Source organism: Kribbella sp. NBC_00359, from assembly GCF_036097425.1.
Lineage (GTDB): Bacteria > Actinomycetota > Actinomycetes > Propionibacteriales > Kribbellaceae > Kribbella.
This window is the reverse complement of sequence record NZ_CP107975.1, coordinates 5,538,052-5,563,484: the sequence shown is the minus strand read 5'-3', so window position 1 is coordinate 5,563,484 and position 25,433 is coordinate 5,538,052. Positions and strand designations below refer to the sequence as shown.

General features: G+C 68.4%; 30 protein-coding genes. 7 read left to right on the top strand and 23 right to left on the bottom strand.

All coding sequences use genetic code 11. The features are described 5' to 3' along the window. Window positions 1-35: 35 nt before the first annotated feature. The 3 genes from OG876_RS27260 to OG876_RS27250 all read right to left on the bottom strand — a co-directional run bounded on the left by OG876_RS27260 (window position 36) and on the right by OG876_RS27250 (window position 2,092). Window positions 36-335, bottom strand: a complete 300-nt coding sequence (locus OG876_RS27260) for a SelT/SelW/SelH family protein (RefSeq protein ID WP_328519483.1) — start codon at window positions 333-335, stop codon at window positions 36-38. A gap of 49 nt (window positions 336-384) precedes the next feature. Then, window positions 385-1,068, bottom strand: coding sequence for a C39 family peptidase (locus tag OG876_RS27255; RefSeq protein WP_328519482.1), 684 nt, complete (start codon window positions 1,066-1,068; stop codon window positions 385-387). A gap of 115 nt (window positions 1,069-1,183) precedes the next feature. After that, window positions 1,184-2,092, bottom strand: a complete 909-nt coding sequence (locus OG876_RS27250; RefSeq protein ID WP_328519481.1) for an LLM class flavin-dependent oxidoreductase — start codon at window positions 2,090-2,092, stop codon at window positions 1,184-1,186. 62 nt (window positions 2,093-2,154) lie between these two features. On the opposite strand from OG876_RS27250, the gene OG876_RS27245 reads away from it, so the two are divergent. Beyond that, complete coding sequence (locus OG876_RS27245) at window positions 2,155-2,559, top strand: MarR family winged helix-turn-helix transcriptional regulator (RefSeq protein WP_328519480.1); 405 nt, start codon at window positions 2,155-2,157, stop codon at window positions 2,557-2,559. Window positions 2,560-2,590: 31 nt separating this feature from the next. Further along, a complete protein-coding gene (locus tag OG876_RS27240; protein WP_328519479.1) occupies window positions 2,591-3,589 on the top strand; it encodes an LLM class flavin-dependent oxidoreductase in 999 nt (332 codons plus the stop codon). Here OG876_RS27240 and OG876_RS27235 read toward each other — a convergent pair. From OG876_RS27235 to rpsB, 6 genes are all read right to left on the bottom strand, one after another. Then, a complete protein-coding gene (locus tag OG876_RS27235; RefSeq protein ID WP_328519478.1) occupies window positions 3,566-4,150 on the bottom strand; it encodes a GNAT family N-acetyltransferase in 585 nt (194 codons plus the stop codon). The genes OG876_RS27240 and OG876_RS27235 overlap by 24 nt on opposite strands. Then, window positions 4,147-4,995, bottom strand: a complete 849-nt coding sequence (locus tag OG876_RS27230; RefSeq protein ID WP_328519477.1) for a phosphatidate cytidylyltransferase — start codon at window positions 4,993-4,995, stop codon at window positions 4,147-4,149. Before OG876_RS27230 ends, OG876_RS27235 begins: the two co-directional genes overlap by 4 nt. Continuing rightward, the gene (frr, locus tag OG876_RS27225) at window positions 4,995-5,549 is read right to left on the bottom strand and encodes a ribosome recycling factor (RefSeq protein WP_328526965.1); all 555 of its coding nucleotides are present in this window, start codon (window positions 5,547-5,549) and stop codon (window positions 4,995-4,997) included. The genes OG876_RS27230 and frr overlap by 1 nt, the downstream gene beginning before the upstream one ends. Window positions 5,550-5,699: 150 nt before the next feature. After that, a complete protein-coding gene (pyrH, locus tag OG876_RS27220) occupies window positions 5,700-6,458 on the bottom strand; it encodes a UMP kinase (protein ID WP_328519476.1) in 759 nt (252 codons plus the stop codon). Window positions 6,459-6,502: 44 nt separating this feature from the next. Further along, entirely contained in the window at window positions 6,503-7,321 is an 819-nt protein-coding gene (gene tsf, locus OG876_RS27215; RefSeq protein ID WP_328519475.1) for a translation elongation factor Ts, read from the bottom strand. Between the two features lie 110 nt (window positions 7,322-7,431). Then, complete coding sequence (rpsB, locus tag OG876_RS27210; RefSeq protein WP_328519474.1) at window positions 7,432-8,433, bottom strand: 30S ribosomal protein S2; 1,002 nt, start codon at window positions 8,431-8,433, stop codon at window positions 7,432-7,434. 291 nt (window positions 8,434-8,724) lie between these two features. Here rpsB and OG876_RS27205 point away from each other — a divergent pair, with 291 nt between their 5' ends. Further along, on the top strand, window positions 8,725-9,381 hold the full coding sequence (locus tag OG876_RS27205; RefSeq protein WP_328519473.1) for a M23 family metallopeptidase: 657 nt from the start codon (window positions 8,725-8,727) through the stop codon (window positions 9,379-9,381). Window positions 9,382-9,392: 11 nt separating this feature from the next. On the opposite strand, the gene OG876_RS27200 is transcribed toward OG876_RS27205, so the two are convergent. The 3 genes from OG876_RS27200 to OG876_RS27190 all read right to left on the bottom strand — a co-directional run bounded on the left by OG876_RS27200 (window position 9,393) and on the right by OG876_RS27190 (window position 11,345). Next, window positions 9,393-9,791 (bottom strand): VOC family protein, encoded by a 399-nt coding sequence (locus OG876_RS27200; protein ID WP_328519472.1) that lies wholly within the window; start codon window positions 9,789-9,791, stop codon window positions 9,393-9,395. Between the two features lie 69 nt (window positions 9,792-9,860). Beyond that, a complete protein-coding gene (locus tag OG876_RS27195) occupies window positions 9,861-10,340 on the bottom strand; it encodes an RrF2 family transcriptional regulator (protein ID WP_328519471.1) in 480 nt (159 codons plus the stop codon). 63 nt (window positions 10,341-10,403) lie between these two features. Then, window positions 10,404-11,345, bottom strand: coding sequence for a tyrosine recombinase XerC (locus tag OG876_RS27190; protein ID WP_328519470.1), 942 nt, complete (start codon window positions 11,343-11,345; stop codon window positions 10,404-10,406). Between the two features lie 136 nt (window positions 11,346-11,481). On the opposite strand from OG876_RS27190, the gene OG876_RS27185 reads away from it, so the two are divergent. The 4 genes from OG876_RS27185 to dprA all read left to right on the top strand — a co-directional run bounded on the left by OG876_RS27185 (window position 11,482) and on the right by dprA (window position 16,936). Then, window positions 11,482-13,104: an APC family permease gene (locus tag OG876_RS27185; protein WP_442914028.1), complete on the top strand. Its 1,623-nt coding sequence runs from the start codon at window positions 11,482-11,484 to the stop codon at window positions 13,102-13,104. A gap of 148 nt (window positions 13,105-13,252) precedes the next feature. Further along, entirely contained in the window at window positions 13,253-13,609 is a 357-nt protein-coding gene (locus OG876_RS27180; protein ID WP_328519468.1) for a YraN family protein, read from the top strand. Beyond that, window positions 13,609-15,171, top strand: a complete 1,563-nt coding sequence (locus OG876_RS27175) for a YifB family Mg chelatase-like AAA ATPase (protein WP_328519467.1) — start codon at window positions 13,609-13,611, stop codon at window positions 15,169-15,171. Before OG876_RS27180 ends, OG876_RS27175 begins: the two co-directional genes overlap by 1 nt. A gap of 511 nt (window positions 15,172-15,682) precedes the next feature. After that, a complete protein-coding gene (gene dprA / locus OG876_RS27170; RefSeq protein ID WP_328519466.1) occupies window positions 15,683-16,936 on the top strand; it encodes a DNA-processing protein DprA in 1,254 nt (417 codons plus the stop codon). A gap of 249 nt (window positions 16,937-17,185) precedes the next feature. Here dprA and OG876_RS27165 read toward each other — a convergent pair whose 3' ends face one another. From OG876_RS27165 to OG876_RS27115, 11 genes are all read right to left on the bottom strand, one after another. Beyond that, a complete protein-coding gene (locus tag OG876_RS27165; protein ID WP_012922325.1) occupies window positions 17,186-17,509 on the bottom strand; it encodes a DUF2469 domain-containing protein in 324 nt (107 codons plus the stop codon). A 76-nt stretch (window positions 17,510-17,585) separates the two neighbouring features. Beyond that, complete coding sequence (locus OG876_RS27160; RefSeq protein ID WP_328519465.1) at window positions 17,586-18,284, bottom strand: ribonuclease HII; 699 nt, start codon at window positions 18,282-18,284, stop codon at window positions 17,586-17,588. Between the two features lie 141 nt (window positions 18,285-18,425). After that, a complete protein-coding gene (gene lepB / locus OG876_RS27155) occupies window positions 18,426-19,190 on the bottom strand; it encodes a signal peptidase I (protein ID WP_328519464.1) in 765 nt (254 codons plus the stop codon). Then, window positions 19,187-19,816 (bottom strand): signal peptidase I, encoded by a 630-nt coding sequence (gene lepB, locus OG876_RS27150; protein ID WP_328519463.1) that lies wholly within the window; start codon window positions 19,814-19,816, stop codon window positions 19,187-19,189. The genes lepB (OG876_RS27155) and lepB (OG876_RS27150) overlap by 4 nt, the downstream gene beginning before the upstream one ends. 143 nt (window positions 19,817-19,959) lie before the next feature. Further along, the gene (rplS, locus tag OG876_RS27145) at window positions 19,960-20,319 is read right to left on the bottom strand and encodes a 50S ribosomal protein L19 (protein ID WP_328519462.1); all 360 of its coding nucleotides are present in this window, start codon (window positions 20,317-20,319) and stop codon (window positions 19,960-19,962) included. Window positions 20,320-20,502: 183 nt separating this feature from the next. Then, on the bottom strand, window positions 20,503-21,702 hold the full coding sequence (gene trmD / locus OG876_RS27140; RefSeq protein WP_328519461.1) for a tRNA (guanosine(37)-N1)-methyltransferase TrmD: 1,200 nt from the start codon (window positions 21,700-21,702) through the stop codon (window positions 20,503-20,505). Window positions 21,703-21,712: 10 nt separating this feature from the next. Next, window positions 21,713-22,261, bottom strand: a complete 549-nt coding sequence (rimM, locus tag OG876_RS27135; protein ID WP_328519460.1) for a ribosome maturation factor RimM — start codon at window positions 22,259-22,261, stop codon at window positions 21,713-21,715. Between the two features lie 107 nt (window positions 22,262-22,368). Beyond that, window positions 22,369-22,620 carry an RNA-binding protein gene (locus tag OG876_RS27130; protein WP_328526964.1) on the bottom strand — a complete coding sequence of 84 codons (252 nt, stop codon included), beginning with the start codon at window positions 22,618-22,620 and terminating at the stop codon, window positions 22,369-22,371. Window positions 22,621-22,625: 5 nt separating this feature from the next. Continuing rightward, entirely contained in the window at window positions 22,626-23,147 is a 522-nt protein-coding gene (gene rpsP / locus OG876_RS27125; RefSeq protein ID WP_328519459.1) for a 30S ribosomal protein S16, read from the bottom strand. 174 nt (window positions 23,148-23,321) lie between these two features. Further along, a complete protein-coding gene (locus OG876_RS27120; RefSeq protein WP_328519458.1) occupies window positions 23,322-24,665 on the bottom strand; it encodes a 6-phospho-beta-glucosidase in 1,344 nt (447 codons plus the stop codon). Beyond that, entirely contained in the window at window positions 24,662-25,414 is a 753-nt protein-coding gene (locus OG876_RS27115) for a DeoR/GlpR family DNA-binding transcription regulator (protein WP_328519457.1), read from the bottom strand. The genes OG876_RS27120 and OG876_RS27115 overlap by 4 nt, the downstream gene beginning before the upstream one ends. Window positions 25,415-25,433: the final 19 nt, after the last annotated feature.

The window sequence follows — 25,433 nt, the reverse complement described above, 5'->3', positions numbered from 1 at the left end:
TCACATCCCCCACGTGCCCAGAATCACAGCCCCGGTCAGCTCTCGGCGGCCGGCTCCTTGCGATCCGAGTGACCGAGCTTGCGGTCCGGCGCGATCCGATCACGCACCAGCTGCTTCAGCGTGGGGATCTCGGCGAATCCACCCTCCGCCTTGCGCGACCACAACGTCTCCCCGTCCAGCCGCACCTCGAAGACGCCACCGGTCCCCGGAATCAGCGCGACCTCCCCGAGCTCCTTCGGGAAGGTGGTCAGCAACTCCTGCGCGGTCCAGGCCGCCCGCAACAACCACCGGCACTGCGTGCAGTACTCGATCTCCAACCGCGGTTCCCTGATCACAGAGGAAACCGTACTCACCGGCGGCGGCCGGTGAGTACGGCGTTCCACATCAGGCCGAGTAGCCCTTCGGCGGGATCAGGGTGGCGAGCTGGTTGAAGGTGAGCCAGTACGTCGCTGTCGGGGCGAAGCCGGCCGGGTCGGCGATCAGCACGGTCATGTCGCTGGAGTCGTACCCGATCACGGTGAAGTAGTGGTAGATCGTGTAGTTCGGGTAGCCCGGCGGGTGGTTGTTGGCCGGGGCAACGATGTTGGCGACGATCGGGTAGTTGTTGTCGATGTCGAGGACGACGTCGCGCCAGAGCAGGTCACGCTGTGCCTGGGTGGGCGGGTCGTTCGGCATCTCCTTGGTCTCGTACCAGCCGGTGCCGAGGTGGTTGTTCAGCACCCGGGTCACCTGCCCGATCCAGTCGGTGCCGTTCGTGGTGGTCGGGAGCTCGTTGGCCAGCTGCTGCTGGCTCGGCGGCGAGATCCGGGCCGACAGCGCGATCCGGGTCGCCGCCGGACCGCACCAGTACCCGGTCTGCTGGTACTGGAAGTCGATGTTCAGCGTCTTGACGGTCTGCGTCGAGTAGCCGAGCGACGGCACCGTCTTGGTCGCTGCGACCGTTTCCGCGGACAGCGTGGGTGCGGCGGTCGCCGGAGTGGCTGCCATCGGCAGCGCCGCGGCCGCGATCAGGGCCAGACCGCCGAGGGCGGCCTTCAACTTCGTCGTGGTGCTCGGATGACTTCTCATGTCAGCTCCTCAGCCTCACGGGACGACCGGGGCGGGTCGTCTCTTGTTTGATGCTGACACACTCATCCGTGACTGTGTAGAAAATTCACCAACCCTTTCCACCTAGCTCGAAAGGTCAGGCGGCAGCCTCCTCCACGGGCTCGATGATTTCCCGGACCAGCCAGCGCACCGCCCGCTCCGGATACGGCCTCGGCAGCGACAGCACGATGTGATCGAACCCCAGTCCGACGGCGCGGTGCGAGATCGCCCGGGTCGACGCCGGATCGTCGTACGAGACGGTCTGCTGCAGTGACCGGCTGATCGTGCCCGGGTCGCGGCCGATCCGCGCGCACTCCGCGTCCAGCCGCCGTACGCGATCGGTCAGGACGTCGAAGTCGGTGTGCGGCGGGCCGCTGACGTTCCAGATGTCGGCGTACTCCGCGATCAGCCGCATCATCCGGTTGCCCCAGCCGCCGATCAGCAGCGGCGGACCCGGTCGCTGGATCGGCTTCGGTTCGTTCCGGTTCTCCTCGAGCGTGTAGTAGCGGCCGTGGAAGTCGAAGACGTCCTGCGTCCACATCCCGCGCAGGATCTCGATCGTCTCGCGCAGCCGATCCACGCCCTCCCCCGGCGGTACGAGCGTCAGGCCGTACGCCGCGTACTCCGCAATCGCCGGGTTGGGGCCCGGGATGCCGCCCACACCGCCCGGCTGCTGCGTACCGCCGGCGCCCAGACCCATGATCAGCCGTCCACCAGAGATCACGTCCAGCGTGCTGGCGATCTTGCCGAGCACGGCCGGCGGGCGGATGCGGTTGCTGGTGACGAGCAACCCGAGCCGGAGCCGGGTCGTCTGTGCGGCCAGCGCGGTGAGCAGCGTCCAGCCTTCGAGGACGTCGCCATCCTTCGGGCCGGCCAGCGGCAGGAAGTGGTCCCACAGCCAGGCGTCACGGAGCTGCGGGACTTCGTCGGCCTCCAGCCAAACGCGCTGGATGTCGGCGTACGGGACATGCATGGGGGTGGTCTTCAGACCGAAGGACAGTTCCATAATCATCAGGATAACTGATGATCAGCGCTCCTGATGATCAGGTTGCCGGTAGATTTGCTCGTATGGTGTCGGACCGGCTGGGGTATCTGCTCAAACACGTCCTGGCGCGGCTGACCGAGGCGCAGACCAAGGCGCTGGCTCCGCACGGGCTGAACGGCCGCGATCTGGCCGTGCTGTCCGCAGTCGCGTCCGGCGAGCCGCTGTCACAGCTCGAGGTCGCATCCAGGCTCCGGGTCGACCGGACCTCGATCGGCGACCTCCTCGACGGCCTGGAGGACCGAGGATTCGTGGAGCGCCGACGGAGCCCCGAGGACCGGCGCCGCAACGTCGTGGTGCTGACCGAGCTGGGCGAATCCACCTACGCAACGGCCGAACGGATCCGGCTCGAGGTGGAGCGCGAGTTCCTCGCTCCCCTGCGCGACGGGGAACGCTTCCGCTCGGACCTTCAGGCCCTGCTGGGGGAATGACGGTTCTGCCGCGCCCGTTGGACTCTGCATCATGGCTGCACTCTCCGGCGTTCCCCTGTCCGTGCTGGACCGCTCGCGAACGCGAGTAGGTGAGACAGAAGCCGAGACACTGCGTGCGACCGTCGAGCTGGCTCAGCAGGTCGAAGAGCTTGGCTACAAGCGTTTCTGGGTGTCAGAGCACCACAGCGTGCCCGGAGTGGTCGGCTCCGCTCCCACTGTGCTGGCTGCGGCAGTAGCCGCCCGCACTAATCGCATCCGCGTCGGCACCGGCGGTGTGATGCTGCCGAACCACCGGCCGCTCGTGGTGGCCGAACAGTTCGGAGTGCTGGAGTCGCTCTACCCCGGCCGCATCGACATGGGCCTCGGCCGATCAGTCGGCTTCACGAACGGCATCCGTCGTGCCCTGGGCGTCGAGAAGGATGCGACCGAAGACTTCGCCGCCCAGGTCCGCGAACTGCTGGCGTATCTCGCCGGCACCCAGCAGAACCAGGTCCACGCCCGCCCCGGCGAAGGTCTGCACATCCCACCGTTCATCCTCGCGGTCGGCGAAGGCGCTGCGATCGCAGCTTCTCTGGGCCTCCCGGTCGTCCTCGCCGCTCGCTCCGAGTCTCAGGTGCTCGCGACCCTCGACGAGTACCGCACGAGCTTCCAACCATCGGCCTGGGCGCCGGAACCCTATGTGATCCTCGCCGTCACCGCCGCGGTCGCGGAAACCACCGAAGCTGCCCGGCAGATCCTGTTGCCCGAGGCATGGGCCAGCGCTTACTCACGTACCCGTGGCGTGTTCCCGCCTTTGCAGCCGGACATGCCATCCGAGATGACCGCTCGCGAGCAAGAGTTCTTCGAGAACGGTCTCCGTGGCCAGATCTACGGCACGCCTGACGAGGTCGACACAGCACTCGGCGGTCTGGTACGCCGTACCGCCGTCGACGAAGTGTTGATCACCACCAACACCTACGACCGGGCTGACTTGCTGGCGTCGTACGCGGCCCTCGCGGAGCTGGCGCTACCGGTTGATGCGCGCCTCTAGGCCCTTGCGGACCTCAGGCCACTCATCGGCCAGGATCGAGAACACGACAGTGTCGCGGAACGAACCGTCGGCCAGTCTCTTGTGCCGGCGCAGCACGCCCTCGCGCGTCGCACCGAGCTTCGCGATGGCTGCCTGAGACCTGGTGTTCTTCGAGCCAGTCTGGATCTTCACCCGGCCGAATCCGCAGTCCTCGAAGGCATGCTGGAGTAACAGCAGCTTCGTCGCCGGATTGACCGCCGTACCCCAGACCGCCGGCGCGTAGCCGGTCCAGCCGAGGTGGATGCTCTCGTTGACCAGGTCGACGTCCCCGAGGCTCGACGTACCGACAACCGTGCCGTCGGCAACCAACCGGACCGCGTAGGCGAACCGCTTCGCCGCAGCCGGGATCCACCCGGCCCGCATCGCCTCCACGCTCTCCGGCGCACGGCCGCCGCCGAATCCCCCGGCGTACACCTCTTCGTTGCCGATCGCGGCGTACAGCTCCTCGATGTCGCTGTCCCGCAGCCGGTCCAGCCGTACGACGCCGCCCACCAGGGACCGTCCGTCCGGTGCGACCGTCATGGCTTCACCAGGACATGCAGCAACAGCCAGACCGCGGGCGCCGTCGCCAGCAACGAGTCGAGCCGGTCCATCACCCCGCCGTGACCGGGCAGCAGGTTCGACATGTCCTTGATGCCGAGGTCGCGCTTGATCATCGACTCGGCGAGGTCGCCGACCGTGGCGGTCAGCACGGCGACCGCACCGACGATCGCACCGGCCCACCAGTCCCCGTCGAGCAGCCAGACGACCGAGGCGATACCGGCTCCGATGCAGGCGAGCACCGAGCCGGCGAAGCCCTCCCAGGACTTCTTCGGGCTGATCGTCGGCGCCATCGGGTGCTTGCCGAACAGAACACCGGCCGCGTAACCGCCGACGTCACTGGCGACCACGACCAGGAAGAAGGTGACCACCCGCTCGGGGCCGTCCACCTCCGGCTGGACCAGCAGGATCGCGAACCCGGCCAGCAGCGGCACGTAGCCGATCAGGAACACCCCGGCGCTCGCGTCCCGCACGAACCCGATCGACCCGCCCGGCATCCGCCAGAAGATCGTCCCGAGCACGGTCAGCGCGAGCGCGACCAGCAGCGCCAGCGGTCCGCCGAAGTACGCCGACACCAGCATCGCCGTCGTACCGACGAACAGCGGGACCCGCGGGATGATCGCCCCGCCGGTGCGCAGGGCCTTGATCATCTCGTCGACGGCGATCAGTACGACCGCCAGCACCAGGACGGTGAACAGCACCTTCTGCCAGAACAGCGATCCGAGGATCAGCGCGCCGAGGCCGACACCCACGGCGATCGCCGCAGGCAGGTTCCGCCCGGCGCGGCTCGGGCTGGGACTCGGCGCGGGCGTGCTCTCGACGCCCATCACACCTCGAGCAGTTCGGCTTCCTTGTGCTTGAGCAGCTCGTCGATCGAGTCGACGTACTTCTTCGTCAACCCGTCGAGCCGCTTCTCAGCACTCTTGCCCTCGTCCTCGCCCGCATCGCCGTCCTTGACGGTCTTGTGCACCTGATCCATCGCGTGCCGGCGGATGTTGCGGACCGAGACCTTGGCTTCCTCGGCCTTGGTCTTGGCGACCTTGATGTACTCCTTGCGCCGCTCCTCGGTCAGCTGCGGCATGATCACGCGGATCACCGCACCGTCGTTGCCGGGGTTGACACCCAGGTCGGAGTCGCGGATGGCCTTCTCGATCGCCACCATCGCGCCCTTGTCGTAAGGCGAGATCAGCACGGTCCGGGGCTCCGGCACCTGGAAACCGGCCAGCTGCTGCAGCGGCGTCGGCGTGCCGTAGTAGTCGGCCAGCAGACCCGCGAACATCTGCGGGTGCGCCCGGCCGGTGCGGATCGCGGCGAAGTCGTCCTTCGCGACCTCCACGGCCTTCGCCATCTTCTGCTCGGCTTCGCGGAGAGCTTGGTCGATCACGACATTCCTCGCTTCCTCAGGGCCGCCTCGGCGCGGCCACTCCAACCAACGAACACGGGAACCCTACGAACGCAGGTTTACCAGATAACGGACATCCACCCGTGTCGAACGATCCTAGTGGTACGGGCGCGTACGGCGTACCTGGGGCTACTGGCCCGGGGAAACGACGGTGCCGATCTTCTCGCCGTTGACGACCCGGGCGATGTTGCCCTCCTCGAGCCCGAAGATCACGATCGGCAGCGCGTTGTCGCGGGCCAGGCTGATCGCGGTCGCGTCGGCCACCCGCAGGCCACGGGCCAGGAAGTCGTCGTAGGACAGCTGGTCGAACTTCACCGCGTCCGGGTTCTTCTTCGGGTCGGAGTCGTACACCCCGTCCACGCCCTGCTTGCCCATCAGCAGCGCCTCGGCGCCGATCTCCAGCGCGCGCTGGGCGGCGACGGTGTCGGTGGAGAAGTACGGCATGCCGGAGCCGGCGCCGAAGATCACCACGCGGCCCTTCTCCAGGTGCCGCTCGGCCTTGCGCGGGATGTACGGCTCGGCGACCTGGCCCATCGTGATGGCGGTCTGCACCCGGGTCTCGATCCCGAGCTTCTCCAGGAAGTCCTGCAGCGCCAGGCAGTTCATCACCGTGCCCAGCATGCCCATGTAGTCGGCCCGGTTGCGCTCCATCCCGCGCTGCTGCAACTCGGCGCCGCGGAAGAAGTTGCCGCCACCGACCACGACGGCGACCTGGACACCGGACCGGGCCACCTCCGCGATCTGCTTGGCGATCGAGTTCACCACGTCGGGGTCGACGCCGAGCTTGCCGCCGCCGAACACCTCACCCGAGAGCTTCAACAGCACCCGGTGGTAGGCGGGCGCGAACGGCGAGGCCGGACTCGTCTCGGTACCCAGGGTTTCCGTCACGATTCCGGCCTCCTCGTCGATGAAGAACTGTGCTTTTCCTGCGATCAGGCGCCGACCTCGAAGCGGGCGAACCGCTTCACGGTCACACCGGCCTCGTCGAGCACGGCCTTCACGGACTTCTTGCTCTCCTGGACCGACGCCTGCTCGAGCAGCACGACGTCCTTGAAGAACCCGTTCACCCGGCCCTCGACGATCTTCGGCAGGGCCTGCTCCGGCTTGCCCTCCTCGCGGGCGGTCGCCTCGGCGATCCGCTTCTCGTTCTCGACCGTCTCGGCCGGGACCTCGTCGCGGGTGGTGTAGAGCGGGCGCATCGCGGCGGCCTGCATGGCGGCACCGCGAGCGGCCTCGACGTTGTCGCCCTCGAACTCGACCAGCACGCCGACCTGGGCCGGCAGGTCCGCGGCGCGCTTGTGCATGTACGCCGTCACCTGACCGTCGAACACGGCCACCCTGCCGAGCTCCAGCTTCTCGCCGATGACGGCGGCCAGGGCCTCGATGTTCTCGGCGACCGACTTGCCGTCGGTCAGCTTCTCGTTCAGCAGGCCCTCGACGTCGCCGACCTTGCTCGCCGACGCGTGCGCGACGATGTCGGCGGCCAGCTGCTGGAACTGCTCGTTCTTGGCGACGAAGTCGGTCTCGCAGTTGAGCTGGACCAGCGCGTTCTCCGCCGCGGCCACCAGGCCGTTGGTGGCGGACCGCTCGGCGCCACGCTTGGCAGCCTTGGCCGCGCCGTGGATGCGCAGCTCCTCGATCGCCTTCTCGAAGTCGCCGTCGGTGGTCTCGAGCGCCTTCTTCGCGTCCATCATGCCCGCGCCGGTGGCGTCGCGGAGCTTCTTCACGTCAGCGGCGGTGTAGTTCGCCATTCCTCGTTCTCTCGTCTTGTCGATGCGGCTGGATGGGCGGGGCAGGCCCGGTTGCGGACCATGCGGCGCAGCGGGGTGCCGCCCGGCGGACCGGGCGGCATCCATGGCTGTCAGGCCTCGTCGGCCTTCGGGGTCTCCTCGGCCTTGGCCTCGGACTCGGTCCCCTCGACCACGACGGCGTCGGTCGCGATCGGCTCGGTCAGCACCTCGGCGGCCGGGGCCTCCGCGGCGGGGGCCTCGGCAACCGGAGCCTCAGCGGCCGGAACCTCGGCAGCCGGAGCCTCGGCAGCCGGAGCCTCGGCAGCGGCCGGGGCGTCAGCGGCCTTGGTGGTGCCGTTCTGGCTCTCCAGCAGCTCCCGCTCCCAGGCGGCCAGCGGCTCCTCGGCGCCCAGCTCCTCGCCGGCCGCGGCGGCGCCCTGGCCACCACGCGACATCAGACCGTCGGCGACGGCGTCGGCGACCACGCGGGTCAGCAGGCCGACCGAACGGATCGCGTCGTCGTTGCCCGGGATCGGGAAGTCGACCTCGTCCGGGTCGCAGTTGGTGTCCAGGATGCCGATGATCGGCAGCTTCAGCTTGCGCGCCTCGTCGACCGCGAGGTGCTCCTTCTTGGTGTCCACGATCCACACGGCGGCCGGAACCCGGGCCATGTCGCGGATACCGCCGAGGGTCTTCAGCAGCTTGTCGTGCTCGCGCCGCTTCTGCAGCAGCTCCTTCTTGGTGACACCGGAGGCCGCGACGTCGTCGAAGTCGATCAGCTCCAGTTCCTTGAGCCGCTGGAGCCGCTTGTTCACGGTCTGGAAGTTGGTGAGCATGCCGCCCAGCCAGCGCTGGTTCACGTACGGCATGCCGACCCGGGTCGCCTGCTCGGCGATGGCTTCCTGGGCCTGCTTCTTGGTGCCGACGAACAGGATCGCGCCGCCGGAGGCGACCGTGCTACGAACGAACTCGTAGGCGCGGTCGATGTACGACAGCGACTGCTGCAGGTCGATGATGTAGATGCCGTTGCGCTCGGTGAGGATGTAGCGCTTCATCTTGGGGTTCCAGCGCCGGGTCTGGTGCCCGAAGTGCACGCCGCTCTCAAGGAGCTGCTTCATGGTCACGACGGCCATGAGGGTGTTCCTCCTGTCGCGCCCGGCTGCTCGCGCGGGCGCTGTTCTCGGTTGTCTCGCGCCGAACCGGGTGGCCCGCCGCTCCTGATGCCCGTCGCACGAACCCACCCGGGAGGTCCCGGGACCGAGGGAAACGCGCTGTTGTGCGGGCATGCGTAGTCGTCCCACTCACATGGGACGCCACCGGAAGTGTACGGGACCAGCCCCGCCGAAGGCGAACCGGCCACCGGTTGTCCACAGGCCACGAACTCACTGTCCGCAACCGCCCGTCCCGACGGCATGTTCCAGGGTATGAAGCTCATCCTCCTGACCCTGACCACAGCCGCCCTGACTCTCGGAACCTCCCCACCCGCCACCGCGGCCCCGCCGGTGCGACAGGTGTGGCCCCTCCAGCCACGACCACAGGTCGTGCAAGGCTTCGAACTCCCTGCCAAACCCTGGCTCCCGGGCCATCGTGGCGTCGACCTGGCCGGCACCCCGGGCCAACCCGTCCTCGCAGCGACCGCCGGCACCATCACGTACGCCGGTCCGCTCGCGGGACGCGGCGTGGTCACGGTCTCGACCGGCCCTCGCCGTACGACCTATGAGCCGGTCGTCCCGGCGCTGGCGGTGGGCGCTGCCGTGATCCCAGGCACCCTGATCGGCCATCTCTCTGCCGCCGGCTCGCATTGCAGACCCGCGACCTGTCTGCACTGGGGCCTCATCCAGGGCAAGCAGTACCTCAACCCGCTCACCTTGGTCCCCGACCGCCCGGTCCGCCTACTTCCACTCAGGCCAGATCCGTCGCCACGGGCGGCGGCTCCCGCACCTCAGCCAAGCCCGCTCGCCGAGCGTCGTGCCGGCGCGCCACACGATACGTCCCGGGCCGGGGAGGGGACCGCCACCGCCATCGTCGGCGCGACCGCAGCCCTGATGCTCGCCGGCGGACTGCTGATCAGACGCCACTAGTCCAGCCAGAACTAGGCGGGCAGATTGACCTGCCATGAGACCCCGAAGCGGTCGTTGACCCATCCGAACTTCCGGCTGAAGCCGTACTCCCCGAGCGGCATCAGCACCCCGCCTTTCTCGGACAGGGCGGCGTACAGCCGGTCGAGCTCGGCCTCGTCCGCGCAGTCGACGAACAGCGACACCGACGGAGTGAAGGTGAACTGATGCTGCACAAAGCTGTCACTGCACATGAGCCGCTGCCCTGCCAGCGTGAACACCGCGGTCATCACCGACCCCTCGGGGCCGGGGCCTTCCGCGCCGTACCGAGTGATCGAGACGACCTCTGCGTCGTCGAAGAGCGACACGTAGAAGTTCATCGCCTCCTCGGCCCTGCCCTCGAACATCAGGAATGTGGAGATCTGCTCAGCCATCAAACCCCTCCTGTAGCCTCGACTTATATAAGTCGTCACTGTAGCAATGGCCGGGCCGGAGCGCGAGCCTCAGCTGCCGGGGACCCGGGCCTGCCAGGCGTCCTCGTCGCGGGAGCGGCGTTCGACGCCGGCCGGGAGCTTGTTCTTGGCGAGGTCGATGAGCGTGGTGTGCTCGAGCACGTCGCGCAGACTGGCCCGCGCGGCGATCCAGACCCGCTGCAGGACGACGGCCCGCTCGTTGTACGCGACGCTCTCGGGCCGTACCCCGGAGATGCTCACGATCGGTCCGTCCACCGCGCGCATCACGTCGGCGACCGAGATCTCGTTCGGATCGACGGCCAGCCGCCACCCGCCGGACTGGCCACGCTGACTCACCAGCACGCCCGCGCGGCGCAGGTCGGCGAGGATGCCCTGCAGGAAGCCGTGCGGAATCCCCTGCGCGCGACTGAGTTCCTCGGCCGACACCACCGAAGGATCGTTCGCCACCCATCGCTGAGTGATCTCGATCAACGCCCGCAACGCATAGTCAGACTTCGCCGAAACCCGCATGTCCCGCAGTCTGCCCCATCGCCCTGCCACCGCGCCGCATCCACACCCCGTCCCGGCCGCGGATCAGGCGCGAGGATGGGCCTGCTCGTAGGCCTTGCGGAGCCGGTCGGTCGAGATGTGGGTGTAGATCTGCGTGGTCGCCAGCGACGCGTGCCCGAGCAGTTCCTGGACACTGCGAAGGTCGGCACCACCTTCGAGCAGATGGGTCGCGGCCGTGTGCCGGAGCCCGTGCGGCGACAGGTCCGGCGCGTCGACGACCCCGATCCGCTCGTGGACGAGACGCCGTACCGCTCGCTGGTCGATCCGGCCGCCGCGAGCACCCAGGAAGACAGCCGGGCCGCTGCCGTGTCGCGCCAACCCCGGTCGCGCCTCGTCCAGCCATCTTTGGAGCGCTTCGGCCGCGGGCACGCCGTACGGGACGGAGCGTTCCTTGCGTCCCTTGCCGAAGACGCGGACGACACGACGCGACGTGTCGATGTCGTCGATGTCGAGGGCGCAGAGCTCGCCGACGCGGATACCGGTCGCATACAGCAGTTCCATGATCGCCAGATCGCGCAGGCCAACCGGGCTGCCGTCGTCCGCTGCCACCGCGGCGGCATCCAGGACGGCTCGAGTGTCGGCCTGGCCCAGCACGCCCGGCAGGGTCTTGTGCGGCCGCGGGCTCGCCAGCAACGCCCCCGGATCCGTGCTGATCCGACCGGTCCGATGGGCCCACGCGGTGAAGACACGCGCGGCCGTGGCCCGCCGCGACATCGTGCTGCGCGCCTTGCCGAGGCTCTGCTGCTTGGCCAGCCAGGAGCGCAGCCCGCGGATGTCGAGGGCCTCGAGATCATCGTGACCAAGCCGAATCAAATGTTCGAGTAAATCCGCGACATCTCCGATGTAGGCTCTGACGGAATGTCTGCTGAGGTCTCTTTCCGCCGTCAGATGCCGTTCGTAGTCAGCCAGTAACGCAGCGAAACCCTCCGGCCAGTCGGGGTTCGCGCTGACAGCGTCCGGCGTCATGCCTCGACGATGCGCGAGCCGGCCCGGCATCGCAAGCCACCGCGCGGGGGTCGAGGAGAGGAGGTCTGGTCGATAGCCCGACGGTCGACTACTGTTCGGCCCGATTGCCCTAGTAGCAACGGAGGCACCCCTGACCATGGCCCCCTCAGCGAACGGACAGACCGTAGGCCGGCGCCTGCCGGTCGAGTCGGCGTTCACTCGAGTCGAGGACGCGCGACACCGTCTGCCGCGCTTGTTCGGTCGTCGCGACCTGGTTGTACTTGGCCTGGGCGTGATGATCGGGTCCGGCATCTTCAGCATCAGCGGTAACCAGGCGGCCACGGTCGCCGGCCCGGCCGTGATCATCTCGTTCGTGATCGCGGCGATCGTGTGTGTACTGGCCGCGGCCTGCTACGCCGAGCTGTCGTCCACCATTCCTGTTTCGGGTAGCGCGTACACCTTCAGCTATGTGACCTTCGGCGAGATGTGGGCCTGGTTGGTCGGCTGGGCGCTCGTGCTCGAGCTCGTCACCGCGGCGGCCATCGTCGCCCGCGTCTGGTCGGCGTACTTCCTGGCCACCTTGGACGGATTCGGCATCACGCTGCCCACCGGTGTGGCCAAGTTCTTCGGCCCGAACGCCGAGGTCAACCTCGTCGCCCCGGTGCTGTTGCTGATCCTGACCGCGTTGATCGTGACCGGCACCAAGCTGTCGGCCCGGGTGCTGACGGTCGTGGTGATCGCCAAGGTCGCCGTGATCCTGCTGGTCGTGATCGTCGGCGCCGCGCACATCAACATGGCCAACTACCACCCGTTCGTGCCGATGGCCCGGGCCGCGCCCGCGGCCGCCAGTCCGACGTTGCTCGGCTGGATCCTGGATTCGTCGTTCGGCTCCTTCGGGATCATGGGCATCTTCACCGCGGCCAGCTCGATCGTGTTCGCCTACATCGGGTTCGACCTGATCGCGACCGCGTCCGAGGACGCGCGCAGCCCGCGCAAGACGGTTCCGCAAGGCATGCTGCTCGGCGTCGGCGCCGTCACGATCCTCTACATCGCGATGGCCGTCGTACTGGTCGGAATGCGCCCGTACGGCAAGCTGGGTGGCAGCGCACCGGTCTCGGAGGCGATGGCCGCGGTCGGTGTCGGCTGGGCCGCGAAGGTGGTCAACCTGGGCGCCCTGCTGGCGCTGATGACGGTGATCATGGTTGTTCTCATCGCGCAGAGCCGCGTCCTGTTCAACATGGGCCGTGATGGTCTCCTGCCGAAGAGCCTTGGTCGAGTCAGCCGGGTCTACTCCTCCCCCGCCCGCGCGGCGGCCGCTGCCGGCCTCGCCGCCCTGGCGCTGACGCTCTATCCGAAGGTGCTGGAGCTGGAGGAGTTGCTCGTCATCGGCGCCTTGTTCTGCTTCGCGTTCTGTGCGATCGGCGTCCTCACCCTGCGCCGCTCCGAGCCGAACCTGGAGCGCGGCTTCCGGGTGCCGATGGTGCCGCTGATCCCGCTGCTGTCGCTGGCCGCGACGCTGTGGCTGATGCTCAACCTGAAGACCAGCACCTGGACGAAGTTCGGCATCTGGATGGCGATCGGACTGGCGATCTACGGCCTGTACGGGCGCTGGCACAGCCGGCTGGCGAACGAGGACAGCTGGGACTTCGACATCGGCGACACCGATCCCGGGACCGGCGGCCTGCAGGCGATCCGGCCCGATCCGAACGAGTTGCGGGCGGTGCGCACACCGCCGCACGAGCAGCACAAACCGTCCCGCGGCAAGCACATGCGCAACTGACGCCGTCCCGGCGGTTGTCCGCGGCAACGTCGTGCCAACGATCGTTGTCCGCGGCAACATCATCGGCGGCCGAGTTGTCCACAGGCGAAAACTGAGGTCTGAAATCGTGGCCTGATCCCGGCATGTTCTTAGCCGGAGGTGGTCATCGATGCGGACCAAGAACGCAGTCGGGCGGTACGGCGAGGATCTCGCCGCGAGGTATCTCACGTCGCACGGTTTCGCCGTGCTCGAGCGCAACTGGCGCTGCGAGCTCGGCGAGATCGACATCGTCGCGCGCGAAGGCGACACGCTGGTCGTCTGTGAGGTGAAGACGCGCCGCGGGCTGAACTACGGCAGCCCGCTGGAGTCGATCACCTACCGGAAGCTGACCACGCTCCGGAAGCTGGCCGGCCGCTGGCTGCAGACCCACCAGCTCAGACCCGCGGCAATCCGGATCGACATCATCGCGGTCCTCTTCGACCACAACACGCCGCCGAGTGTCGACCACGTGCGGGGTGCGGCCTGATGTCGCTCGCACAGACGTGGTCGGTCGCTCTGGTCGGCCTCGAAGGGCATCTGGTCGAGGTCGAAGCGGACATCGCCCAAGGCCTGCCGAAGACAACGCTGATCGGCCTACCGGACGCGTCGCTGTCCGAGGCCCGCGACCGGGTCCGCGCCGCGGTCGTGAACAGCGGGGAGCGATTCCCCGACCGCAAGGTCACCATCGGCCTCTCGCCGGCCACACTGCCCAAGACCGGTTCTCACTACGATGTCGCGATCGCTCTCGCTCTGCTCACGGCGGCCGGCGTGGTCGAGCCCGGCCCGCTCCGGCAGACGGCGATCATCGGCGAGCTCGGACTCGACGGCCGGATCCGTGAGGTCCGCGGTGCCCTCGCGATGACGCTGGCCGCCGCCAGGGCCAACTTCGAGCGCATCGTCGTCCCCGAACTCAACTCCGGCGAAGCCCGCCTGGTCCCCGGCATCGAGGTGTACGGCGTGCGGTCGTTGCGGCAGGTGCTCGCGCTGCTCCGCGGGACCGAGGTCCCGGACGAGGCCCCACCACGCGCCGAGCCGCGGCTGTTGTCGGAGTCGCTGACACGGGTTCCTGAGGTCGACCTCGACGACGTCATCGGCCAACGCGAAGGGCGACGGGCGATCGAGGCCGCTGCCGCGGGTGGGCATCATCTGCTGCTGCATGGGCCGCCGGGGTCCGGCAAGACGATGCTGGCGGAGCGGCTCGCTGGACTGATGCCCGACCTGAGCACGGACGACTCGCTGGAAGTGTCGGCTGTGCACTCGCTGGCCGGGCTGCTGACCAGCGACGCCGAGCTCGTCGTTCGTCCGCCGTTCATCGCGCCACACCACACGGCGTCGCTGTCGAGCCTCGTCGGCGGCGGCTCGGGGATGCCGCGGCCCGGTGCCATCAGTTGTGCGCATCGCGGGATCCTCTTCATCGACGAGGCGCCCGAGATGCATCCGCTCACCCTGGACACACTGCGGCAGCCGCTCGAGTCGGGGTACATCGAGGTGCATCGGTCGGCTGCGGTGGCCAAGTTCCCGGCACGCTTCATGCTCGTCCTGGCGGCCAATCCCTGCCCCTGCGGACTGTCCGGGACGAACCAAGGGATCTGCAACTGCACGCCTCAAGTGCTGGCTCGCTACCGGCAACGGATCAGTGGCCCGATCAAGGATCGTCTCGACATCCAGCGCCAGATCTTGCCGGCCGCCCGCGCCATCAGCGACGAGAAGCCGGAGTCGACCGCAGTCGTCGCCGCCCGCGTCCGGTCGGCACGCGAGCGCCAAGGGCACCGCTACCGCGACACCGGCTGGATCCTCAACAGCGAGGTCCCCGGCCCGGTCCTCCGCCGCGACTACCCACTCGATGCCGCCAGCCACAAACTCCTCGAGGACCTCTACGCCGGCGGCCGCATCACCGCCCGCGGCTTCGACCGCGTCGTCCGCCTCGCCTGGACCTTGGCCGACCTGGAAGGCATCGCCCAACCCACCGTCGACCTCACCCACCAAGCCTTCCAACTCCGCACCGGCGAACCCCTAACCAACCTCGCCGACACCCGCCCCCTCACCTGACCCACCCACAACACACCGCCCTACAGCCATGCCCACCCCACCGACCCCCTCAGCTGACCGAACCCTCACACACGCTCCCTCTTCCGATACCCGCTCCCTCGACTGACCCACCTCACCGACATCCGTCCCGACAGCTCGCCCACCCACCGACACCCGCCGCCACGGCTGTCCCACCTCTCCGACATCCGTCCCGACAGCTCGCCCACCCACCGACACCCGCCGCCACGGCTGTCCCACCTCTCCGACATCCGTCCCGACAGCTCGCCCACCCACCGACACCCGCCGCCACGGCTGTCCCACCTCTCCGACATCCGTCCCGACAGCTCGCCCACCCACCGACACCCGCCGCCACGGCTGTCCCACCTCTCCGACATCCGTCCCGACAGCTCGCCCACCCACCGACACCCGCCCCAACGGCACCGACCCCTCACCTGACCCGGCGGCGGCCTACCGACCTCACTCGCCCTCCCGGCTGACCCCTCCAAAGCTGTCCCGCACGAAGGAGCCCGATATGAACTCGACCTGCGCTACCACGACCAGCGGCCTCGCGGCGGACGCGAGGGTGCCGCTCAAGACGCCTCCGCCGCCGAACAGACCGGGGCTGGCCGGGGTGGGTGGGGGTGATGACGAGGAGCGGTTGGCTCGGGTTGGGTTGTCTCGGGTGGTGGAGCCTGGGGATCTGGCGGCGCTCAAGGCGTTTGACGGGTTGGACGTGCTGGAGATCTGGGAGCTGCTGCAGCAGAAGGCTCCTGGGGTGGAGCGGTGGTCTACCAGGCTGGCTGAGGCTGAACCGGAGCGCGACTTGGAGCGAGCTGCTGCGGCGGGGGCACGGTTTGTGATTCCTGGCGATGACGAGTGGCCGGAGCAAGTGGAGATCCTCGCGGAGGCCGGCCAGCTGAGCCGCCGAGCAGGCGTGCCGTTCGGATTGTGGGTCCGCGGCCCGGCGAACCTACGGCGTGCCCTCACCCAGGCCGTGGCGATGGTGGGTGCTCGCGCGTGTTCGTCGTACGGCGAGCATGTCGCGGCTGAGCTGTCGTCGGGTCTGGCCGACAACGGCGTCACCGTGGTGTCCGGCGGGGCCTACGGGATCGACGCAGCGGCTCACCGTGGCGCGCTCGCGGCGTCGGGGCTGACGGTTGCGGTGCTGGCGTGCGGGGTCGATGTCAGCTATCCGAAGAGCAACTCGGCCCTGTTCAGCCGGATCGTCGAGGACGGCCTGGTCGTGAGTGAACTACCGCCGGGATGTTCGCCGACGAAACTGCGGTTCCTGTCCCGCAACCGGCTCATCGCCGCCGGCACGCTGGGGACGGTCGTGATCGAGGCCGCCGTCCGTAGCGGTGCCCTCAACAGCGCGGGCTGGGCCGAGCATTGCGGTCGCGCTGTGCTCGCCGTGCCAGGCCCGATCACGTCGCGGATGTCCGAAGGCAGTCACCTCTTGGTCCGCGAACGAGACGCCGTACTCGTCACGAACGTTGCCGACATCATCGAAGCGATCTCGCCGCTCGGCACCCGCCTCACCCCGTACCCGCAAGCCCCCAAGAATCCGATCGACGACCTGAACCACGACCTCCGCCGCACGCTCGACGCCGTCCCTCTCGTCCGTTCCGCCCCTGCCGACCGCATAGCCACCACCGCAGGCTTGGACCTCCCCACAACCGAGAGCTGCCTCGACACCCTCGCAGACCTAAACCTCATCGAGCACGACAACTCCGGCTGGCGTCTGACCCCAACAACCCCACCACCAGACCAAAGCCAGCCGACCTAACTCACCGCCGGCACTTCCCCACCGACCGGCGGCACTCCGAGCCGGCCATCACCACGACATCAACCGGGCGACGGCAGGGCGCGGGGATGACCAAGTTCATCGCCGTGGTCGGCGACGACTCCGGTTGGCGGACTCGCCAACCGGGCGACGGCGGGGCACGGGGATGGCCAAGTTCATCGCCGTGTCGGCTAGGACTCCGCTTGGCGGGCTCGGCACCCGCACCGGCCTCATGAGCGCTGGTGCGGGTGGTTAGCGGCCGAAGTCGGAGTCTTTGGGGACTTCCAGGTCGGACTTGGCTAGTTCTTCGATGTTGACGTCGCGGAAGGTGACCACCTTGGCGTTCTTGACGAAGCGGGCGGAACGGTAGACGTCCCAGACCCACGCGTCGGCCATCGTCACCTCGAAGTACACGTCGCCGCCCTCGGTGCGGACCTTCAGGTCGACTGCGTTGCACAGGTAGAAGCGCCGTTCGGTCTCCACGACGTACTTGAAGATCCCGACGACGTCCTTGTACTCCCGATAGAGCTGGAGCTCCATATCGGTCTCGTACTTCTCGAGGTCGTCAGCGCTCATGCCGCCACCTCGCTACGCTCGGCTCCGGCATGAGCGCTGAGGGGCGCTGAGTTGTTGGTTCGCTCGCTACGCTCACTCACAGGCTCTCCACTCCGGTGGGACTGGTCACATTCTGTCCCATATCGGGCCGCAGACTGCGGCGGACATTCTCGAACCGCCGTCGATGTTGCGGGCACGGGCCGTATTCGTCCAGTGCCGCCTGGTGCTCAGGCGTGCAGTAGCCCTTGTGGATCCCGAAACCGTACTGCGGGTACACCTTGTCCCAGTGCTCCATCACCCGGTCCCGCGTCACCTTGGCGATCACAGATGCGGCGGCGATACAAGCGGCCACGCGGTCACCCTTCCAGATCGCCAGGCCCGGTACGTCGAGACCGTCGACACCGAAGCCGTCGGTCAGCACGTACGCCGGGCGTACGTCGAGACGGAACAGGGCTCGCCGGAGCGCTTGGACGTTGGCGACGTGCATACCGAGGCGGTCACACTCCGTCGACTCGATCGAGACCACCGACCAGGCGAGGGCGCGGTTGCGGATCTCGTCGTAGCAGCGGTCGCGCGCCTTGGCGGTGAGGAGCTTGGAGTCGGCGAGCTCGGGGATCTGACCGCGCTTGCCCTCCGGCAGGATCACCGCGGCGGCGACCAGCGGGCCGGCGCAGGGTCCGCGGCCGGCCTCGTCCACGCCGGCGATCGGGTCCAGGCCGACGCGGCGCAGGGCCCGCTCGTACCCGTACAACCCAGCGTCCCGCCGGACCGTGCTCCCGCGCGGCAACGCACTCATGCAGCCCTCCGCATCACACACCCCACCCTAGGCAGCCGCACCGACCAACGCTGCAGGAGGTCGGGTGCAGATGGCTGGATGTGGCGAGTGCCTCTGGTGTGGCCGGGGCCGAAGGGCGAGAGGTTGGGCACCGGGGGTCTCTCACTTGGGTGGTGGGGTGAGGGAGATCGAGGGTTTGTTCGGGGCCGGGCCGGGCGCTGGAACGGCTTTGAAGGTGTCCGGTACGCCGAGTTTGGCCCAGCGGCCGGCGGGCCAGACGATCATGATCGCGCGGCCGGTGATCTTGTCCATCGGAACGAAGGCGGCGTCACCCTGGTTGGCGCCGTTGGAGTCGGTGTCCTGCAGGTGGACGCGGGAGTCCCCCGAGGCGGAGCGATGGTCACCCATCACGAATACGCGACCCGCCGGGACGGTGACCTGGAACTCCATCTGCGACGGCGCGTCGCCCGGGTACAGGTAGCTGGTCTCGTCGAGCGGCTGACCGTTGACCAGGAGCCGGCCCTTGGAGTCGCAGCAGGCGACCTTGTCGCCCGGCATGCCGATCAGGCGCTTGATCAGGTGACCGTGGCTGGAGTCCGGCAGCAGGCCGACGACCTCGAAGAACCGGCCGATCGAGCCGCGCTTCTGACCGCTCTCCTCCGGGCCGAGCCAGCCGCCCGGATCCTCGAAGACGACCACGTCGCCGCGCTTCACGTCGGTGAGCTTCTCGACCACGACGCGGTCCCCGACCAGCAGGGTGTTCTCCATCGACTCGCTCGGGATGATGAACATCTGCCCGACGAACGCCCGCAGGATCGAGGAGACGATCAGGGCCCCGACCACGATCAGCACGAATTCGCGGGCCGCCGCCCCGAAGCCCGAGCGGTGGCCGGATTTGGCGTCCGTCTTGGTCGGTGTATCGGTCACTTCTTCAGCCCCGGCTTCTTGAAGGTTTCCGGAGGACGCAGCATCGTCATCCGGTCAGACGGCCAGATTACGCAACAGGCCCGGCCAACCACGTTCTCGACCGGCACGAATCCACCGCCGGGGCCGCCCATGTGGGCACGGGAGTCGGCCGATTCGGCCCGATTGTCGCCCATCACCCACAGATGGCCGGCCGGCACGACCACGGAGAACGGCACCTCGGACGGCTTGGCGTCCTTGAGCAGGTACTCGCGCTCGTCCAGCGGGATCCCGTTCACGGTGATCTGGCCGGCCCTGTTGCAGCAGACCACCTTGTCGCCGCCGATGCCGATGACGCGCTTGACCAGGTGCCCCTCGCCGCTGCGCGGCAGGATGCCGACGAACTCACCGACCTTGCGGAACGGGCCGGGCTGCGCCTGCTCCTCGTTCAGCCAGTTGCTCGGGTCCTTGAAGACGATGATGTCGCCGCGGTCGACGTCCCGGTGCAGATAGCTGATCTTCTCGGCCAGGATCCGGTCGTCCTTGGTCAGGGTGTCGTACATCGACTCCGACGGGACGTAGAACGCCTCTGCGACGAACAACCGCAGCACCACCGTGATGACGAGTGCGAGCACCGTCACGGTGGTCATCTCGACGAGCAGACTGAGCAGCGGATTCCGCTGCTTCAGCCTGCGGTGACGTCCCTTGCTGCGACGTGCCCTCGATGCCGGGCGAGGGCGAGCGCGAGTCGCAGTGCTCGGCGCCATAGGTGACCGTCGTCGCTAGAAGACGTTCAGGAGGCCGGGACGTCCCGCTTCTCCTTGATCTTGGCTGCCTTGCCGCGCAGTTCGCGCAGGTAGTACAGCTTGGCCCGGCGGACGTCGCCGCGGGTGACGACCTCGATCTTCTCGACGATCGGGGTGTGCAGCGGGAAGGTCCGCTCGACGCCGACGCCGAAGCTGACCTTGCGGACCGTGAAGGTCTCCTGCAGGCCGCCACCCTGGCGCCGGATCACGACACCCTGGAACACCTGGACGCGGGACCGGTTGCCCTCGACGACCTTGACGTGCACCTTGACGGTGTCACCGGGACGGAAGGAGGGGATGTCGTCGCGCTTGCTCGCGTTGTCGAGCTCGTTCAGGATGTTGCTCATCAGGTGTCTCTTCCTCGCGCGTGCCACAGGTCACCCACGAATGTCGTGGTGATGAAGTCATCAGAAGGCTCTGCATAGTTGCAGAACTCATCGCTTGCTGCCGGTCGGTGGTCACCCCCTGTGGCAGGAGCACCGAAGGGCAGCAACGAGCAATCTTGCCACACCGCGCCAGCGGAACCGAAATCAGCGCCGCTTGCGACGCTTCGTGAGCACGACCAGCTCGACTTTCGCGGTCTGCTGCCGACGATGTACCTCACGGTAACCGGCCTTCCGATACAGCTCGAGGTTGCGGTCACTCTCCGCACCGGTGTCGAGCTGGTACGACGTGACGCCCGCGGGCGCGAGCTGCTCGGCAACCCGCAGCAACCGGGCCCCCAGACCACGACCCTGCCAGTCCGGCGCGACCATGAGCCGTCCGATGTGGCCGACCTCACCATCCACGGTCAGGTGCACCGAGCCGACGATCCGGGTGCCCGCGACCGCTTTGAGCACGCCGCCCTGCTTGACCCTGGCGACACACGCGTCCAGTTCCTCGGCCAGCGGCGGGATGGCGAGATCGTCGTAGAGCCGTCCCTCCGAGAGGAACGCGGCCAGCTGCAGCGTGTGGATCTCCCCCGCGTCCTCCTCGGTGGCCGGCAGCAGCCGGACCTGAGACGCCGCATCCTCCTTCCCGGCGACCGCATCGCCCCACGCCGCGAGCAGATCAGGCCGGCGCTCGGCAGTACGGCGTACCGACTCCTCGTGGCGCCAGTCCGCGATCAGGCCGTGGTTCCCCGAGAGCAGTACGTCGGGTACGTCGTACCCGCGCCAGCTCGGGGGTTTCGTATAGACCGGGTACTCGAGCAGGCCGTCTCCGGAGTGCGACTCCTCGGCCAAGGACTCCGGGTTGCCGATCACTCCGGGCAGGAGGCGAGCGACTGCCTCGACCATGACGAGTACGGCGACCTCACCGCCGTTGAGCACGTAGTCGCCGATCGACACCTCATCGACCCGCATGCGCTCACCGGCGTACGACGCAACCCGCGCGTCGATGCCCTCGTAGCGACCGCACGCGAAAGCGAGCCATGGCTCGGTCGCGAGCTCATAAGCGAGTTCCTGGGTGAACGGGCGGCCTGCGGGCGTCGGCACGATCAGGCGCGGTTGCGTCGGGCCGTCTGCGGGCGCGATGGCGTCGAGGGCCTGACCCCACGGCTCCGGCTTCATCACCATGCCGGCGCCACCGCCGTACGGGGTGTCGTCGACGGTCCGGTGCCGGTCGTGGGTCCAGTCGCGCAGGTCGTGCAGGTGGATGTCCAGGAGGCCGCTCTTGGCCGCCTTGCCGACCAGGGAGACGTCGAGCGCGGCGAGGTATTCCGGGAAGATCGTGACGACGTCCAGCCTCATCTGTCCGGCCTCACTCCGGACCCGGCTCGGTCGGGGCCACCTCGGCGCCCTCCGGGTCCAGCAGACCGGGCCGATCGGCCACGACGACGTAGCCCTTGTCCACGTTGATCTCCGGGACCAGCTCCTCGACCAGTGGCACGAGTACGGCGTTGCCCGCGGGGCGGCGGATCTCGAGGAGGTCCTGCGAAGGCAGGTGTACGACGTCGATGATCTCGCCGGCCTCGGCACCGTCCTCGGTGCGGACGGCCAGACCGATCAGCTCGCGGTCGTAGTACTCCTCCGGGTCCTCCGGGCGCTCGTCCTCGGAGACCTCGGACCGCACGGTCAGATTCCGCAACTGCTCGGCCGCGGTCCGGTCCGGCACCTCGGCGAACTTCACGAGCAGCCGCCCGCTGTGCCAACGGCTCGCGGCCACGGTCAGCGTCCGCGGCACCTTCGAGTCGGTCACCACGGTCGCGCCCTCCGCGAACCGTCGATCCGGCTCATCCGTGCGGACGTCCACCCCGACCTCGCCCTTGAGACCATGCGCCCGGCCGATCCGTCCGACAGTCACCAACACCCGCACAAACCTCTCTCTGCACACACGACGCACCTACGACGATTCACCTGAGGATATGGCGAAGGGCCGCACCCGGTGGGGTGCGGCCCTTCGGGGACTGCTGCGAGTCAGCGGCGCGGACGCCGGTTGAGCTCGTCGACGAAGTCGATGCGCAGGGAGGACTCGGAGCTGAGGGCGCCGACGACGGTGCGGATGGCGGTGGCGGTCCGGCCGTTGCGGCCGATCACCTTGCCGATGTCGTCGGGGTGGACGTGCACCTCGAGGGTGCGGCCACGCCGCAGGTTCCGGGCCCGGACGCTGACGTCGTCGGGGTTGTCCACGATGCCTCGGACCAGGTGCTCGAGCGCCTCGGTCTCCATCATCGTCAGGCCTTGGCGTCGTCGGCCGGCGCGGCCTCGGCCGGAGCCTCAGCAGCCTCGGCCTTCGGCTCGTCGGCCTTCGGCTCGTCGGCCTTGGGCTCGTCGGCCTTGGGCGCGTCGTCCTTCTTCTCGGCCGTCTTCTTCGCCGCGGTCTTCTTGGCGGTGACGGCCTCGGTCTTCAGCGTGCCGTGCGCCTCGGCGAGGGCCTCGTTGAAGATCTCCTGCTTGTCCCGCTTCGGCTCCTTGACCCGCAGCGGCGCCGGAGCGGCCTCACCCTTGAACTTCTGCCAGTCGCCGGAGGCCTTGAAGATCGCCTCGACGGCCTCGGTCGGCTGGGCGCCGACGCTCAGCCAGTACTGCGCCCGGTCCGACTCGACGTGGATGAACGACGGCTCGGTCTTCGGGTTGTACTTGCCGATCTCCTCGATGGCGCGGCCGTCACGCTTGGTGCGGGCGTCCATCACGACGATGCGGTAGTGCGGCGCACGCTTCTTGCCGATGCGCTTCAAACGGATCTTGACTGCCACGTTTGTGGGGTCTCCCTTGGATTACATGTCTGGGTGAGCAGCACAGCGTCGTGGGGACAACGGGTGACCACTCGAATGGGCCGCATCAGGCAGTGGAGTTAGAGGGCTGCACGAACCTGGACGGACTCAGCAGGCCATTGTGCCAGATAGTCGGGTACGGCGACGAATCCGGCGTCATGCCCGGAAGCGGGCGAGATCCGGCAGTTGGCCGGCGTACGAGTCGAAAAGCTTCCCCGCGACGGTCACGGAGTCGATCAAAGGATGCCAGGCGAAGGCCCGCAACGCGGCATCCCGGGATCCGGAGGCCGCGGCTTCGATCGTGGACCGCTCGACGGCCTTGACCGAGCAGACCAGCCCGGCCTGGTGGTCGGTCAGCTGGGACACCGTGACGGGCAGCGCACCGTTGGCGTCGACCGTGCAGGGGATCTCGACCACGGCGTCGTCGTCCAGCTGACGCAGTACGCCACGGTTCCGGACGTTCAGGATCAGGGAGGCCCGCTCGTTGTGGGCGATCGCCCGCATCAGCGACAGCGCGACCTGCTCGTACCCCCCGGCCGCCATGTCCCGCTCGTCGCGTTCCCCTGCGTCGGCGATCTCGCGGCTCTCCACCATGTACGTCGACTCACGCTCGGCCCGCGTCTTCTGCCACAGCTCGAGCGCCTGGTCCGGATGCCGCTCGGTCTCGGCGTAGAACGCGGACTGCTGCTCCAGCAGGAACGTCCCCCGCGTCTGCCGAACACCCTGTACGGCGGCCAGCGTCTCGCGCGCGAAGTAGTAGTAATGCAAGTACTCGTTCGGGATGCACCCCAGCGACCGCAGCCAGTCCGCGCCGAACAGCCGCCCCTCCTCGAACGACGCCAGCGCATCGCTCGACGCCAGCAGCTCAGGCAGCCGATCAACTCCACCCGACCGCAGACCGCGCAGCCAGCCCAGGTGGTTCAGCCCCGCGTAGTCGTAGAAAGCTGTCGACGGATCCAGGCCGAGCGCCAGCGCGGCTCGACGGCCCAGCCCGGACGGTGAGTCACAGATCCCGATCACCCGGTCCCCCAGGTACGGGATCATCGCCTCGGTCACCATCCCCGCGGGGTTGGTGAAGTTGATGACCCAGGCCTCGGGCGCGATCGCCGCGATCCGCTGGGCGATTCCCACGGCAACCGGCAGCGTCCGTAGGCCGTAGGCGATCCCACCGGCTCCGACCGTCTCCTGCCCGAGTACGCCGAGATCCAGCGCGACCCGCTCGTCGACAGTCCGCCCTTCCAGACCGCCCACCCGGATGGCCGAGAAGACGAAGTCCGCACCACGCAGCGCGTCGTCCAGATTGGTCGTTTCGGTGACTGCCGGAGCGTCGGCCACCGCTGCGGCCTGCTGCCTAAGCACCGCTGCGATCGACGCGAGCCGCGTGCGGTCCGCGTCGTACAGCACCACCGACGTGATCCGGCCGGCGCCACGATCACCCAGCAACGCCTGATAGACGAGCGGCACCCGGAATCCACCGCCGCCGAGAATGGTCAGCCTCACGCCAACATCACCTGTACCCCCGCCTCCGCCAGTTGGGCCCGGGTCGCCTCGTCGGCGTCGGGCTCGGTTACCACCATGAAGAGTTCGCCCGGCTCGCAGACCCGCGCAACGCCGTGCCCCGGGAACTTCGTCCCGTCCGCGAGCAGCACCACCCGGTCGGCAGCCTTGATCATCGCGCGCTTCACCGGCACCTCGATCATCGTGCTGTCCATCACACGACCGTCCGGCCGGACCCCGCTGGTCCCGAGGAACAGCCAGTCGACGTGGATCTGCCGCAGGCTCTCCTCGGTCAGGTATCCGACCAGGGACCGGTAGCTCCGCCGGACGAACCCGCCGAGCACGATCAGCTCGATCTGCTCGTCGTACTGCAACTCTTCGAGTACGGCGAGATTGCTCGTCACCACCGTCAACGAGCGGCCGTGCAGGTGCTGCGCGACCCGCAGCGCGGTGGTGCCGATGTCGAGCAACACCGACTCGCCATCACTCACCAGCTCCGCGGCCCGCCGCGCGATCCGGTCCTTCTCCTCGGCATGTACGGCGTTCACGTCCGCGAACGGCTCGTCACCGCCGTCAACCGCGAGCGCGCCGCCGTAGACCCGGGTGAGCCGGCCTTCGGCGTGCAACTGCTCGAGGTCACGGCGGATCGTCGCCTCACTGACCCCCAGCTGGCCGGCCAGCACCTTGACGCCCCCGGCCCCGTCGGCCCGGAGCGCGCGGACGATTTGATCCTGTCGCTGCTTCGGCAACACAGACAGACCGTATCACGCA

Bases quoted from the DNA above. Each gene is read 5' to 3' on its own strand.
- OG876_RS27255 (WP_328519482.1), bottom strand. From the start codon at position 1,068: ATGAGAAGTCATCCGAGCACCACGACGAAGTTGAAGGCCGCCCTCGGC.
- OG876_RS27250 (WP_328519481.1), bottom strand. From the start codon at position 2,092: ATGGAACTGTCCTTCGGTCTGAAGACCACCCCCATGCATGTCCCGTAC.
- OG876_RS27245 (WP_328519480.1), top strand. From the start codon at position 2,155: ATGGTGTCGGACCGGCTGGGGTATCTGCTCAAACACGTCCTGGCGCGG.
- OG876_RS27240 (WP_328519479.1), top strand. From the start codon at position 2,591: ATGGCTGCACTCTCCGGCGTTCCCCTGTCCGTGCTGGACCGCTCGCGA.
- OG876_RS27235 (WP_328519478.1), bottom strand. From the start codon at position 4,150: ATGACGGTCGCACCGGACGGACGGTCCCTGGTGGGCGGCGTCGTACGG.
- OG876_RS27230 (WP_328519477.1), bottom strand. From the start codon at position 4,995: ATGGGCGTCGAGAGCACGCCCGCGCCGAGTCCCAGCCCGAGCCGCGCC.
- tsf (WP_328519475.1), bottom strand. From the start codon at position 7,321: ATGGCGAACTACACCGCCGCTGACGTGAAGAAGCTCCGCGACGCCACC.
- rpsB (WP_328519474.1), bottom strand. From the start codon at position 8,433: ATGGCCGTCGTGACCATGAAGCAGCTCCTTGAGAGCGGCGTGCACTTC.
- OG876_RS27205 (WP_328519473.1), top strand. From the start codon at position 8,725: ATGAAGCTCATCCTCCTGACCCTGACCACAGCCGCCCTGACTCTCGGA.
- OG876_RS27200 (WP_328519472.1), bottom strand. From the start codon at position 9,791: ATGGCTGAGCAGATCTCCACATTCCTGATGTTCGAGGGCAGGGCCGAG.
- OG876_RS27195 (WP_328519471.1), bottom strand. From the start codon at position 10,340: ATGCGGGTTTCGGCGAAGTCTGACTATGCGTTGCGGGCGTTGATCGAG.
- OG876_RS27190 (WP_328519470.1), bottom strand. From the start codon at position 11,345: ATGACGCCGGACGCTGTCAGCGCGAACCCCGACTGGCCGGAGGGTTTC.
- OG876_RS27185 (WP_442914028.1), top strand. From the start codon at position 11,482: ATGGCCCCCTCAGCGAACGGACAGACCGTAGGCCGGCGCCTGCCGGTC.
- OG876_RS27180 (WP_328519468.1), top strand. From the start codon at position 13,253: ATGCGGACCAAGAACGCAGTCGGGCGGTACGGCGAGGATCTCGCCGCG.
- OG876_RS27175 (WP_328519467.1), top strand. From the start codon at position 13,609: ATGTCGCTCGCACAGACGTGGTCGGTCGCTCTGGTCGGCCTCGAAGGG.
- dprA (WP_328519466.1), top strand. From the start codon at position 15,683: ATGAACTCGACCTGCGCTACCACGACCAGCGGCCTCGCGGCGGACGCG.
- OG876_RS27165 (WP_012922325.1), bottom strand. From the start codon at position 17,509: ATGAGCGCTGACGACCTCGAGAAGTACGAGACCGATATGGAGCTCCAG.
- OG876_RS27160 (WP_328519465.1), bottom strand. From the start codon at position 18,284: ATGAGTGCGTTGCCGCGCGGGAGCACGGTCCGGCGGGACGCTGGGTTG.
- lepB (WP_328519463.1), bottom strand. From the start codon at position 19,816: ATGACCACCGTGACGGTGCTCGCACTCGTCATCACGGTGGTGCTGCGG.
- rplS (WP_328519462.1), bottom strand. From the start codon at position 20,319: ATGAGCAACATCCTGAACGAGCTCGACAACGCGAGCAAGCGCGACGAC.
- trmD (WP_328519461.1), bottom strand. From the start codon at position 21,702: ATGAGGCTGGACGTCGTCACGATCTTCCCGGAATACCTCGCCGCGCTC.
- OG876_RS27130 (WP_328526964.1), bottom strand. From the start codon at position 22,620: ATGGAGACCGAGGCGCTCGAGCACCTGGTCCGAGGCATCGTGGACAAC.